Annotated in this window: 11 protein-coding genes and 1 pseudogene; 1 reads left to right on the top strand and 11 read right to left on the bottom strand. The window is 62.8% G+C overall.

Features of this window, described 5'->3' with window-relative positions:
• Positions 1–224: 224 nt before the first annotated feature.
• From P272_RS0108470 to P272_RS09465, 11 genes are all read right to left on the bottom strand, one after another.
• Positions 225–4574, bottom strand: coding sequence for an LPXTG cell wall anchor domain-containing protein (locus tag P272_RS0108470; protein ID WP_044097955.1), 4350 nt, complete (start codon positions 4572–4574; stop codon positions 225–227).
• A gap of 380 nt (positions 4575–4954) precedes the next feature.
• Positions 4955–5455: a hypothetical protein gene (locus tag P272_RS0108465; RefSeq protein ID WP_015021892.1), complete on the bottom strand. Its 501-nt coding sequence runs from the start codon at positions 5453–5455 to the stop codon at positions 4955–4957.
• A 42-nt stretch (positions 5456–5497) separates the two neighbouring features.
• Positions 5498–6655 carry an ABC transporter permease gene (locus P272_RS09370; protein WP_029679089.1) on the bottom strand — a complete coding sequence of 386 codons (1158 nt, stop codon included), beginning with the start codon at positions 6653–6655 and terminating at the stop codon, positions 5498–5500.
• Positions 6636–7364: an ABC transporter ATP-binding protein gene (locus tag P272_RS0108455; protein WP_015021890.1), complete on the bottom strand. Its 729-nt coding sequence runs from the start codon at positions 7362–7364 to the stop codon at positions 6636–6638. The genes P272_RS09370 and P272_RS0108455 overlap by 20 nt, the downstream gene beginning before the upstream one ends.
• An 11-nt stretch (positions 7365–7375) precedes the next feature.
• The gene (locus P272_RS0108450; protein WP_141650097.1) at positions 7376–8230 is read right to left on the bottom strand and encodes a hypothetical protein; all 855 of its coding nucleotides are present in this window, start codon (positions 8228–8230) and stop codon (positions 7376–7378) included.
• Between the two features lie 11 nt (positions 8231–8241).
• The gene (locus P272_RS09175) at positions 8242–8634 is read right to left on the bottom strand and encodes a hypothetical protein (protein WP_081709129.1); all 393 of its coding nucleotides are present in this window, start codon (positions 8632–8634) and stop codon (positions 8242–8244) included.
• A 209-nt stretch (positions 8635–8843) separates the two neighbouring features.
• Entirely contained in the window at positions 8844–9095 is a 252-nt protein-coding gene (locus tag P272_RS0108445; protein ID WP_015021887.1) for a hypothetical protein, read from the bottom strand.
• A complete protein-coding gene (locus tag P272_RS0108440) occupies positions 9092–9691 on the bottom strand; it encodes a ParA family protein (protein ID WP_029679087.1) in 600 nt (199 codons plus the stop codon). Before P272_RS0108440 ends, P272_RS0108445 begins: the two co-directional genes overlap by 4 nt.
• Entirely contained in the window at positions 9682–10269 is a 588-nt protein-coding gene (locus P272_RS0108435; protein WP_015021885.1) for a WhiB family transcriptional regulator, read from the bottom strand. Before P272_RS0108435 ends, P272_RS0108440 begins: the two co-directional genes overlap by 10 nt.
• Positions 10266–11528: a helix-turn-helix domain-containing protein gene (locus tag P272_RS0108430; protein ID WP_029679086.1), complete on the bottom strand. Its 1263-nt coding sequence runs from the start codon at positions 11526–11528 to the stop codon at positions 10266–10268. The genes P272_RS0108435 and P272_RS0108430 overlap by 4 nt, the downstream gene beginning before the upstream one ends.
• Positions 11529–11673: 145 nt before the next feature.
• Entirely contained in the window at positions 11674–11823 is a 150-nt protein-coding gene (locus P272_RS09465) for a hypothetical protein (RefSeq protein WP_014484172.1), read from the bottom strand.
• Positions 11824–12077: 254 nt separating this feature from the next.
• Between P272_RS09465 and P272_RS0108420 the strand changes: the two are divergent.
• Positions 12078–12337, top strand: a pseudogene (locus P272_RS0108420) (hypothetical protein); the annotation flags it as partial.

The following is a 12337-nucleotide window of genomic DNA, read 5'->3' as shown; positions in this document are numbered from 1 at the left end:
CCTAAGAAGTTCCTAGAGCAAATCAGAACATACTGCTGGGCGATTCCGCCAAAGAGCCGAGAACATTTGGCCGAAATCAGTGGAAGACAAATGAAGCAGGCCCACAGGGCTACGCCTGCGGGCCTGGTATGCACTGCCCCGTTTACCGGGACAGTTGCATGGTATCACCGTCTATCTGCTGGCTGAAATACGAAAGGCTTCCGGCAGCAGGCAGAGAATCGTTGTCAGTTCATGGGCGACTCCTTGGGGTTGATGGTGGTGACGAGCTGAGCGAAGTCCGGCTCGGGACCATTCTCGTCAGGACTGCCATCGCAGCCAACAGCATCATCGTTCGCGTCGTTTTCGTGTCCGGTGTGGCGGCCGTTGGCGCGGGTGAGGCGGATCGCGGCGGTTGCGCCGGTGCCGAGGAGTGCGAGGACGAGGATGACGGCGATGAGGCCGGCGATGTTGGTGCCGGTGGTCGCCAGGTTGTCCTTGGGCTGGTAGCCGTTCCAGTCGTCGGTGTTGCTGGTCACGGTGGTGTCCGCGCACAGGGTTCGCCCGTCGATCTCCACCGCGTCCTCGGGCAGTTTCTCCTCGTCTTTGCCGTCGAAGGGGTCGGGGTCGGAGACGATGCATTGGACGAGCGGCGTGCCGGTGACGATGGCGCGGTCGGTGTGATGCTCGCTCACGCCACTGAGGGTGGCCTTGACCTCCACGCTGTCTCCGGGCTTGAGGATCAGCGTCTGCCAGTCATCGGGATACTCGAACTCGCCGATCTGGCCGTCGCCGGCGACGAGCTGGTCGGTGAGGCTCAGCTCGCTCGCCTTGAACCAAGGGCCGTCTCCGGTGTCAGGGTCGGTGGGCGATGCGTTGGTGATGGTGAACACGATGCGAGTGTCGCTCCCGTTCATGTTCAGCGCCTCGTCAACGGTGTCACGGTCGCCGTCGGGCCAGCCAGATTGCTCGTCCCATTTCTCGATGGTGAGCCGGGGCGTCATGTCGGGCGTGTGCGTGGTGACGGTGTTCGAGGGCCGTTCGACCCCGTTGATGGTCTCGGTGAACTGGTTGGCCACGGGACCGCCCACGGCGATGCGCTGGCATTGGATGAACGCGGTCCACGCCTGCTCATGCTCGGTGTCGGCCGACACGAGTCCAAGCATCAGCTCCGTGGCGCGCACGGTGACCACGCCGCGCTCGTCGGTGGCGAGCTCGAAGAGTTCTCCGCCGAAACGGCTGGCGTCGAAGTCGGAGCCGGCGATGCGTTCGCCCCGCTCGGCCAGGGTCTCGCCGTCCTTGATGAGGTCGCGGGTGGCGTAGACGGCCCATTGGCCGGTGAACTTGTCGTACCGGGTGTCGAGCGGGTCGCTGATGGACCAGTCGGAGACCTGCGGGTAGGCGCGGTCGGGCGGCAGCGTGGAGCTGTCGAGCCGGTAGAGGAACAGGCTGTTGAGATAGATGCTCTTGCCATCCACGCTCTGCCCGTCCACCTTGACCACGACATCCTTGGCCGGGTTGATCGGCTTCAAGGGGTTGGAAACCTGGTTGGTGTCCTTGCGCACGTCGTTGACCAGCTGGGTGGCCGTGTTCGTGACCACGTAATCGTCGGTGACCTTGATGACGGTCATCGGCAGCGTGACCTCATACGAGGTGCCCAGAAGCGACTGGTCGATGGCCGGGTCCTTCAACGGGTCGTGGTCCTTGTCGCCAAGTGCGGCGTAGATCTTGAGATCGGCTGGCTGGGGGTCGCCCTTGATGGTCTCTCCCGTCGCCGGAACCTCGGTGTCAACGGTTTTGGCGAACACGTATGCCACGCCGTCGATGGCCTGGATGTTGAACCGGTCGGTCACATCCCTGCCGTTGGCCTTGTCGGTCACGGTGATATGGTTCTCGTCGAGTTCGAGGTATTCGTCGTCCCAGTCATCGACCATGCCCAGCCGCCACACCTTGTAGGCATGGTTCGTCTGCTTGGCGTCGAGATTGATCCGATAGTAGATGCGGTCTCCGAGCAACGCGGTCTTGCCGTCGATCGAAATGGACGGGTCGGCCTGGGTGTCCTCCTTGCCCGGCTGGAAGTCGGGCGGATCGTTCCATACCTTGTTGCTTGGTGTGACCGAGTTGTTCAAGGTCAACGCCCACTGGTTGTCAACCACGGTGTCGGCCGGGGCATCCTCGGCCACGACGCCCTCGAATCTGATGATGATTCTGGGATTCGTGCCCGCCAGCCAGTTCGCCCGCACATAGTCGTCGGCGAACACGAGACGCACGGCATGGTTCGCGTCGTTCCACTCGCTGCGGTACTGGCTCTTGGGGATGAACTTGCCGGTGGTCAGGTCGGTGACCTCCAGGGTCTGCTTGTCCGGCTGGAAGTGCTCGTCATACGTGTCGGTGACCGCCACCTCGACGATAGTGTAGGCGAGACTGTCGGGCAGGTGCGGCTGGGTTTCCAGACGGTATTCGAGACGCTGGCCGGGGAAGACGATCTTGCCGTCCACGCTGTCCTGGGCGCCGCCTTGGGAGGATTCCCCGACCACATCCTTGACCACGGACGGCACGTAACCGCAGACCTTCGGCTCGTTGGTTTCGACCGTGTGGGTGTTGATGGTCTGCGAGCCGGCGTTGGTCAACTCCGCGCCGTTCTTGCCGGCGGTGCAGAACGTGATCTCGTCGTCCGCTTCGATGCCGAAGTCATCGCGCACCTGGCCCGCTCCGGCCCCGTTGGCGTAGTTCGCGCGGCCGGGCACGAGCATCGTGATCTGCCTGGCCTTCTCCAAGTCCTTCAGTCCGGTCAGGTAGGAGGCCTTGGCTGTGGCGGTGACCACGGTGCCATCGGTTGTGATGTCCCACTGGTCGGTGATGTCACGGCCACGGTTGGCGATGTCGCTTACGCTGCTTTCGCGATCGGTGCCCGCGTCCGCCTCGTACACTCGGACGTTCGCCGCTTCATCGGCGTCGAACAGGTAGTCGGCGGCTGTCCAATCATCGACCAAGGTGAGCGTCCGCGGGGCCTGGATCAGGTTCGCCGGCACGGTGCCGTTGACCACGGAGGCCACGCGGTCTCCGTCGAGGAACACCTTGCCGTCGCCGCCGGTCTGGTTGGTGCGGTCGGGGTCGATCACGGCCTGCCACTTGCCATTAGTGTCGAGCATGATCCAGCTTTTGTCGGGATTGGGACGCCAGGTGTCGAACTCGCGTTCTCCCGCGTCGGCCTCGGGCAGCTGGTTCCACTTGCCCCACGCATGGTCGTTGATGTTCTGGTAATCGGATGGCAGGCTGACGGTCACATCGAAGCCGAACACATACTCGTGGTCGAACGGCATCATGCCCTTGTTGGCCGAACGGACCGCGCTGACCGTGTTCGATGCGCGGTCCCAACCGATCTCGAACTCGTTGGAGACATCGCGATTGTTGTCGGTGGCGTCCACGAGCGTGAAGCCGTCCACCGTGTAATCGACGCCGTTGGGTTCGATCACGTCCCTGAAACTCAGCTCGTAACCGCCCCGGCCGGTCCCATACGTGATGGTGGTGCGGTTGGTCATCTGGTCGGCGCTGACGCCTTCCTCGATGCTTTTGACCGGATCGGCCGGCGGCACGGCGCTGACCTTCCAGGTCTCCGCCGGATCCCGGTCCGTGGTGTCCACGGCCGCCTGTATGCTTCCCTGCCTGGGCACTTGGATGTCGATCCAATATGTGCCCTCGGCCCAGGAATCCATGCCGAAATCACCCGGCGAGGCCAGGTTGTCGATCACGGTGTCGCCGCTGTTGGCGAAGCTGATCGGCTTGCTCACGCTGCCCGTCGGCGTGTAGGGGCCGCCATCGTAGTGCACGATCGCGGTGCCGTGCAGGGTCTCCTTGATCGACGAGCCGCCGTTGTTCGCGTGGATGGTGTCGCCGACCGGCGTGGTCGAGCCGACCTGCATGTCGGTCTGCTGGCGGTGCGAGGTGGTGACGGTCAACGGATAATCGACGGGCGGCTGGTTCTTGGCCAGCACGACCACACGGAACGAGGCATCGGGATTGGCGTTGATGGAATCCTGCACCAGGCTATCCACCGAACGCACGCCAAGCCGATCGGTCCACGTGGTGCCGGTCGTGTACGACTGGCCTTGGTACTGGTAGGTGCCGCGCCCTTCGGCGGCCCATTGGGACTCCCAACGCTGACGCGCGTTCGAACTGACATAGGAACCGCTGAACACGCCGTTGCCGAGGCGCGCGTAGCCGACAGCGACCATCCGGCATTCCGCGTCACCCTCCCCGGTGTATGAGGCCTTGCACTCCGAGATCGCGTCGGCAAGGATGGCATTCATATCCACGAACTGATTCGACCCATCCTCCAAATCGGAAGACAGGGTGGTGCCCGAATCACGTATCGCCTGCTTCATGCCCTCCAGAGTGGCGGGCCAGGAATCCTTGTAGATCCAATGCACGTCGGCGGTCTGCGATGGAACCTGCCCGCCGGAACCGCCACCGCCCTCGCCGGAACCGCCACCACCGCCCTCGGCGAACGCGGCTGGCGCCAGATATCCCAAGGCCAACGCCCCTGCGGTCAGGGCAGCCACCAGCATCGTGCGCCTGCTCTTCTTCCCACCTGACATACGTATCCGTCCTTTCAGTCGGAAGCGCCCCATGATGCGCTCCCTCCCGTTTCACACGGATACGGAAAATGCGGGCGACCATTCACGGACGCCCGCATCCTTCCTTGTCCCTGGAAGAAGAACGCACCGGCGGGCCTTCCGCCGGGACGCCTTCCCCCAGCTTCCCCCCGTTAACTGCAATCAGCAGCGGACAACCATTCAAACAGTCTGCCATTACATGCACGAATATTTATTCAACCATCTATTAAATTAAAATGGCTTGATTCCATTTCTATTGAGATGGGAACCAAGCCATATCTCATGCAACAGTAAAATGCATCAGAATACATCGTTATCTAATGCGATACATTGAGAATATAATTCTTAGTTATCCTAAGGTCTTAGGATGCCGGACAGTTTGCGGTGACGTCTTGTTGGATGCCGGAGGGGTCGCCGAGTTTGGCTTTGTCGATGTTGTCTTTGAAGAATCGTCGGGTCGCGTCATCGGCTCGGTCAGGGCTCATGAATCCCATCTCGGGGACTTTCTCCAGTTCCTTGAGCGCTTCTTCGCTGCGCTCCGGTTGAGAGGAATAGGTGTTGAGCCATTCCTTCTCCCACGCGCACTGGAAGAGATTGGACGCCTGGGTGTCTCCCCATCCTTGTTGGAAGGACGTGCCGGAATCCGACGGCATGGATTCAGGCGGGGTGTAGTCCTGGGGCCAGGAGAGTTTGCCGATGGATTCCCGGTATTCCTTGTTGATCTCGTCGTAGCCGACGATTTTCCTGGAGTCGCCCGCGCTCGAGACGTCGCCGTTGGTGCAGCTGGCGAGGCTCAGGGCGAGGATGCCGGCGCATGCCGTCGCCAGCGCTTTCTTGCCTGCGTTTGTGAGGGTGGATTTCATCTTGGTTGCATCTCCTTGTTGGTGATGTGTGTGGTGTTTGGGCTACCGCAGTGCCAGTGCCGGTTGGAGCCTGGCCGCGCGTATGGCGGGGACGAGGCTCCCGATGATCGAGGTCGCCAGCGCCGCCGAGACGGCTGCGATGGCGGCGGCGAGGGGGAACGCAGGGGGTTGCAGAGGCGAGTATGACGGCAGGAACGCCGGGAGCGCGCCTACCGCGCATGCCGATATGGCGACGGCCAATAGCGACACCGAAAGACCGATGATGAGCTGGCTTCCGATCACCAGGCCTATGAGGGATGCCCGCGTGGCGCCGAGCGCGCGTCTGACGAGGAGCTCGTGTGTTCTGGATTCCAATGACGCCAGGCCGATGTTGACGATGCCGATGGCCGAGACGAAGAGCAGCAGGATGGCGCAGACGCCGAACGCGATTTGCATGACCGCGATCACCGATTCGTAGCTTTGCGCGTTGTCGATTGTCTGAACGCCGGACACGGAGCCTCCTATGGAGTCGAACAGGATGTCCTCGACAACGGTCCTGACCCGTTGCTTGCCGAGTTGCGGGAAATCCAGCCAGAGGATGGTAGCGCTTCGCGAAACGATCCTCATGTATTGGGTCAGCGCTTGGGCGTTGACATAGATGGTCGGGTCCGTGCGTCCGTCGTTGACGACGCCGGTCACGGTGAACGGGGTCGCGATCGTGGTTTGGTTTGTCTTCGCGTATGCGGTGGAGTCCTTGGGAAGGTTCTGTTCCGCGGCGAGATTGACGACGATCGATGCGGTCGATCGTTCGCCGCCGGCGTACCAGCGTCCGGATTTCATCGGAAGGTTGTAGATGCTCGAATATCCGGGAGTGGTCGCCACGACGTCTCCCTTGATTCCTCCGCTTGACTGCGTTCCGGGAGAGAACGTGATGTCGGTATCAAGGTTGAGGATGATTGCCGTCTCATGGTTCTTGGCCGCGATTGCGTCGGCGAGGCGCGAGAAATCATCCGCGTCGCTCAGCCTCGGGCTGTTCATGGAAACGGTGACCAGCGGGGTGCGCCCGTAGAGTTGTTCGTTGATCGCCACCAGGTAGTCCTTGCCGATGGTTCCCGCGAGGACGGCGAGTATGACCGCCACGATCCCTATGAGCATCGACAGACCGGTGAGTGCGGATCGCAATGGGGCGAGCCGTAGATCCTTAATCAATTGACGGAGCATGGAGCTCGCCTCCGGACATGGTGTACGTGATGTCGCAGGTGGCGGCGAGATCATCGTCATGGGTGACGAGCAGCAAGGTCGTGGCATGCTCGCGCACTGCGTCCCGCAGCACCGAAAGCACCTCGCCGCTGGTCTTGGTGTCGAGTGCTCCGGTCGGCTCGTCGCAGATGAGAAGCTCGGGCTGGTTGACCAGGGCGCGGGCGATCGCCACCCGTTGCTGTTCGCCGCCCGAGAGTCTTTTCGGCAGTTCCCCCGCCTTGTCCCTGAGACCGACCGAAGCGAGCGCGGCAAGGCACCTGCGCCTGCGGGCCGAGGCGGAAGCGCCCGTGGCGCGGGGACGGCGGGCATGCTGGCCGTACCACAATGCCAGCTCGACGTTTTCGAGCGCCGATAGATGACCGATCAACGAATAGTTCTGGAACACGAAGCCGATGTGCCCGGCCCTCATGAACGAAAGCCGCCTGTCGGACAACGCGCCGACGTCTTGGCCTTTGTACAGGTAACGGCCGCTGAACTGCGTGTTCAGCATCCCGATGATGCTTATCAGGCTGGTCTTGCCGGCTCCCGACTTGCCCACTATCGAGTATGTCATGCCGGCGAACAGCTCCAGGGAGACGTCGTTCACCGTCGTGAGCCTGTCCTTGTTGCCCAGGGTCACGACGGCCGACACTCCCTGCAGGGCCACGAGCGGCTTCGTTGATTCAGACATGCGGTGCCGCCCTACTTGGATTGCGAATCCAGATCGGGAGGAGTGGCCGACACGGCGTCTCCCGCCTTCAGTCCCGAGGTGATTTCGATGCGGGCGCCGTCCGTGGCGCCCAGGCCGACGTCGAGAACCGTGCCGTCGGGACGGCGGACCTGTCCCTTCTGCAGTCTGCCGGCCACGGCGGTGACCGGCAGCAACGCGACGTCGTTGCGTGCCTGTGCCGTCACGACCAGTATCGCCGACTGTCCCGCCCTCACCAAGGAATCGGTGGGAATGAGGCAGGCGTAGGAATCGGAGATCGAAATCGTGGAGGACTGTCCCTCCGCTCCGGAGGATGCGTCCGAGGCCAATGGCACGACGCCCGAGCAGTCCGTCGGGCCGACGCCATCCGTGACCTGGAATTTCCCGGCGAAAGGAGCGTTGCCGACGGTCGCCACGAGATTGGATAGATCCCCGGTCAGGCCGAAGCCGTCGAAACGCAGGGTCACGACCGGATAGTTGGCGGGGACGGTCGTTCGCGCAGCGATCACGCTCACGACGGTCGCGCCCACGGGAGAAACCAATTGCCGGTCTTCGACACTTCCCAACACAGTCCCTTGCTCGACCCGCTGGCCGGATTCCACCGACGGGACGAAGACGCCGACCTTGGTCGCCAGCACGGCGAAATCAACGCCAGCGCCGACCTGCGCTTTCAAAGAACGCGTGGGAACGATGTCACCGGTCTCGACCCGCACCGTTTGCGCGGTCCGATTACTTAACGCACTTGCAGGTTGCTCTCCATACTGCTTGTTTTCAGTCGAAGAGCAACCTACAAGTGCAAGAGGTATCAGCAAGATGACAATCGCCCGCTGCATACGTCGAATATTCATCTTGACCTCTATTAGTATGTGAGGTCACCACCCCAATTAGTGTCGCAGAACCAAGTGCAAGCTCCCATTCTGCCTTGGAAGGCGAAACGAGTGCCAACGAGAATATTATCCCAAGACTTAGCTCCAACGGTATTCCACTGAAGTGAGTCCGTGAATTGCGGTCCTCCTGATGCCTTCATGTTACGAAGCCCGAGGCGCAGATAGTTTGACGGCATGTTATTCACTGATAGGCTGATAGGGCCGGTGAATGTATGCGTGCGTGTGTAGTCGTACTGCACAAGGCTGCCGGACTTATTGAGTTCTCCCGACACATAGGCATTATCGGCCCATGCTGTCCCCGCGCAACCGATAGCGAGGGCAACGGCAGCCGCACTTGCCGTAAGAAGTTTGATATGACGTTTCATGATATGCTCTCTTTCTCTGGGAGTATGTCAATATGGAGGCCAAGACAACCGCGTCTTAGCTCTCCCCATATCAGAGGATACCCTGTTTTCTGCACAGACGTCAAGTCATAAGCCTTGACGTTTGTCAACCGTGTTTCCCTTCGTTGTTTTGGCTTCAGACAACAGCCTAGCGCTAAAAGTATCGGTCTTGCCAGTGCGAATTGTTTTCCTCATTCATGGTTGCTGTCTAAGTGGTCGAGTTCGTGTTCGATGGCGTGGCGCAGGATCTGTTGCATGGGCGTGCCGTGTTCGGCGGCGGCGATCTTGAGGCGGTTCTTCAGACGGACGGGCAGGCGCAGGGAGAACATGACCAGTGGCTCGCCGGCGTTGTTCTGCCCGGCGGATTGCTTGTCTTCGGCCTGTTGGTCGAGGACTTTGTCGAAGGGCACGGGTCTGGGCAGTGGTTGGTAGTTGCCTTTCATGCCAGTTCCTCCTTGGCGATGCGCGTTAGTTCGTCGGCTAGGTCCCGGTATTCGTACAGTTGCTTGGGGTTTATGCCGAGCGAGGTCTTGATCGGTTGTCGTTTGGCGATGAAAGTGTCGAAGCGTGCGGTGTCGGTTTGTTCCAACGCGGCCAGGGTCTGGGCCCAGGTGTTGGTGTTCGCTTCGACGCGCACCGGCAGTAGGGCCGCCCTGGTGGCGCGTCGGGCGCGGTCGAGCGTGTCCCATGCCTGCTGGAGGTCCATCGGCGAGTCCGAGGTGGGCACGATGACGAAATCGGCCACGGCCAACGTCTTGTCGAGCAGCGGGCCTTGCGGAGGGGCGTCGATGATCGACCATTCCCTTGCGGCCGGGTCGCCGCCCAGATGGGCGAGGGTGGCCATGTTGGCCGGCAGCACGTCGAAGGGCAGCGGGTCTCCCGCTTGTTCGGCGGCGGCCGCCCATAGGCTGGCGCTGGACTGCGGGTCCGCGTCGTAGACCGCCACCTCGATTCCGCGCCGGGCCAGCACGGCGGCCAGATAGATGCAGCTGGTGGTCTTGGCCACCCCGCCCTTCGCGTTCGCCAACGCTACTCGCATGATGCTTCCTCCTTGGATTCGGGACCATTCGCCGGATCGCCGGCATGGTCGGTTGTTTGATTGCTTGATTGTCGGATTGCTTGATTGTCTGTTTGCATGATGGTTTGACGGTCATGCGGCTCATTCTTGGGTTGGGCGCGGCCTGCGGCGCGCCATCGGCGTTGCCCGCGTTCCATGCTGGCCTTGCCCCGGGCCGTGTCGAAGACTTCGGGATGGGCTTGGAGCCAGTCGACGAACAGGCCCCAGCGCCGGGCCCAGGGCACCGTGCGGTCGCGGCAGGGCACGCCGTCGGCTTCCGCTAGACGGGCGATCTGGCGCCGGTCGGTGCACGAGCGGCCGCCGTACAAGCCCCATTCCAGGCCGGCGGCACCGGCGTAGGCCAGGCATTCGGCCCTCACCGGGCAGTCGTGCTCGCATACCGACGCGCCCGCCTGTCGGAACACGCGGGCCAGGGGATGCTTGTCCTCGAACTCCAGGCCCCACATCAGGTCGGCCCACGGCTGCGGGAAATCCGCGCAGCATCCCATGTTCTTCCACGCCTCCGGCGAACGGGGCGCGGCATCCGCTATGCCGGTCATGCCTTGGCCTCCTCGTGGGATTCCTTGTCTTCGGCGCGGTCGGTTTTCTCTAGGCCGATGGCGTGGCTGGCTTGGTTGCGCCGGTCGTAGGCGCACACCGGACACTCTGCCTGCTTGGTTTCGCCGTCGAGGTGCGCCTGGCACAATGCGATCGACAGGATGCCGCCGCCGTAGACCGGCACCCGCCAGGCCAAGCCCGAACTAACCGCCACCGGCCGGTCTGGATCATGGACCGGCGTGAGCTCGGCAGCAGCGGCATGGCTGCCGGAATGCTGCGGACCTCGTGCCCGCTTGGTGCGCATGTCGAGGCTGACCTGCGCGAAGTAGCGTTCGACCATCGTGCCGTCCACCAGCCATGAGATCCAGCGCGGATTGCCATACGCCCAATCAAGGATCGTCTCGACCTCCGTCAGAGAGCGTTCCATCAGCAGCTCGTGGACCTTGCGTCGGTCTCGCATCGACGCCGGCCTGGCTGCCTTCGGGTCGATGGCCGCCACACGGTCATGGATCAGCGTCAGCACGCGAACCTCCTGCAGGGCCCGGGAACGCACCCGCTCGTCCGCATCCTCCGCCCCTGGCGTCCACAGCGGATCGCGTACGCCCTTGGGAGGCAGCGCCAGACGCCAATCCGGTGCATCACGCTCGCTTCGCTCCTCCTCGGGTTGTTCCCCGGCGAGGGGAATGTCCCCGTAGGGGACAAGGGGAGCATTGGTTATCACTTGTCTATTGGGTGACATGACGTCACGTCTCTTCGGACAAGATGTCACCTCACCGGCGGGATCGCCCTGGGGTGACATTGTGTCAGGTGACACTGCGTCAGGTGACGCCATGTCACCCCGCGCGCACTCCTTGCTCCGCGATGGTTCGGCTGTACTGGGTTTCGCTGGAACGTCCTTGCCTGCGTCGGTCTCGCCGGGATCGGTGATATCCTCCGGCTCGGTCTGCGCGCCCTTCATCACCACGTCCCACACCTTGGAACGATGCCCCCTGGGGATGGGCTCGTGGCTGCGGGGATTGCGCGCGGCCAGCTCCTGGTCACCCTCGCGCAAGTAGCCCAGCTCCTGCAAACGTTTCAACGCGCGCAGCACGGAACGGCGCGTGCAATGGCAATGTGCCGCGATGGTGTTGACCGACGGCCACGCGCCGCACCCGTCGTCGTAATACGCCCTTCGCGCCAGATACACCAACACGAACTTCTCCGACAGGCTCAGCCGCTCGTCCTGCAACTGCCACGCCCACTGCTCCGCCGGCCCGCTCATCGCGCATCCTCCTCGCGACCCCCTGGCATCATGGAGCCGTTCGCCGATGCGGTCGCCCAACGCGGCCGCGCGGCACAACGCCCACACCGCCAGCAGACACACGACGATTGCGACGACGGCCACCGCCGCCACAGCCCGGCCCATCTCAGGCGCTCCGGCGACGACGGCGCGACGAGCGCGCGGGATGAAGCAACACCGCCAGCAGGTGCGCGCGGGCGATCCGCACACGCAGCGACGGGATGGTTTTCATGGCTCCCGCCGCACGCGGGGCGGAAGCGATGGTAGGATTGGTCATTGCGATAACTCTCTTTCAATGGAGGGCGAATCCCGGGACTCATGTCACTTGAATCGCTCGGAATCCCGCCCAAGGTTGTCGATCAGCCCCGCACCAAGCGCCAACACGGTGCGGAGCGCTTTCGTTTTCCATGTTTTTCCCGGCCCGGTTCGACCAGACCGAACCGGGGAGGCGGTCGTATTGCGCAACCAAGCGCGCCGCCCATAGCATGGTGCGCACAAGCCCCCAAGGGCACGCGAGCGAAAGGAACGGACATGACCGGCAACACCACGGCAAGGACACAGGCCGTCGAACTGGGAGAGCACCTGCGGGAAGTCGCCGCATGGAACGTGCGACTGCACCTGGCCAAGGAAGAACTCGAACAGCAGGCCCTGTGCGAGGCGGCCGGCGTGACCAAGGCCACCATATCGGCCAGAATGAACCTCGACGCCGCATGGGACCTCAACGCCATCGCGGCCGCGGCCGTCACCCTCGGCATGCCTCCGGCCGAACTGCTCGACGACACGCTGTACGA

The sequence above is a fragment of the Bifidobacterium sp. 7101 genome (assembly GCF_000499285.1).
Lineage (GTDB): Bacteria > Actinomycetota > Actinomycetes > Actinomycetales > Bifidobacteriaceae > Bombiscardovia > Bombiscardovia apis_A.
Note: the sequence above shows the minus strand (reverse complement) of the source record. Positions and strands in the feature narration are given on the sequence as shown.

Bases quoted from the DNA above. Each gene is read 5' to 3' on its own strand.
- P272_RS09370 (WP_029679089.1), bottom strand. From the start codon at position 6,655: ATGCTCCGTCAATTGATTAAGGATCTACGGCTCGCCCCATTGCGATCC.
- P272_RS09465 (WP_014484172.1), bottom strand. From the start codon at position 11,823: ATGACCAATCCTACCATCGCTTCCGCCCCGCGTGCGGCGGGAGCCATG.
- P272_RS0108470 (WP_044097955.1), bottom strand. From the start codon at position 4,574: ATGTCAGGTGGGAAGAAGAGCAGGCGCACGATGCTGGTGGCTGCCCTG.
- P272_RS0108450 (WP_141650097.1), bottom strand. From the start codon at position 8,230: ATGAATATTCGACGTATGCAGCGGGCGATTGTCATCTTGCTGATACCT.
- P272_RS0108455 (WP_015021890.1), bottom strand. From the start codon at position 7,364: ATGTCTGAATCAACGAAGCCGCTCGTGGCCCTGCAGGGAGTGTCGGCC.
- P272_RS0108435 (WP_015021885.1), bottom strand. From the start codon at position 10,269: ATGACCGGCATAGCGGATGCCGCGCCCCGTTCGCCGGAGGCGTGGAAG.
- P272_RS09175 (WP_081709129.1), bottom strand. From the start codon at position 8,634: ATGAAACGTCATATCAAACTTCTTACGGCAAGTGCGGCTGCCGTTGCC.
- P272_RS0108430 (WP_029679086.1), bottom strand. From the start codon at position 11,528: ATGAGCGGGCCGGCGGAGCAGTGGGCGTGGCAGTTGCAGGACGAGCGG.
- P272_RS0108465 (WP_015021892.1), bottom strand. From the start codon at position 5,455: ATGAAATCCACCCTCACAAACGCAGGCAAGAAAGCGCTGGCGACGGCA.
- P272_RS0108445 (WP_015021887.1), bottom strand. From the start codon at position 9,095: ATGAAAGGCAACTACCAACCACTGCCCAGACCCGTGCCCTTCGACAAA.
- P272_RS0108440 (WP_029679087.1), bottom strand. From the start codon at position 9,691: ATGCGAGTAGCGTTGGCGAACGCGAAGGGCGGGGTGGCCAAGACCACC.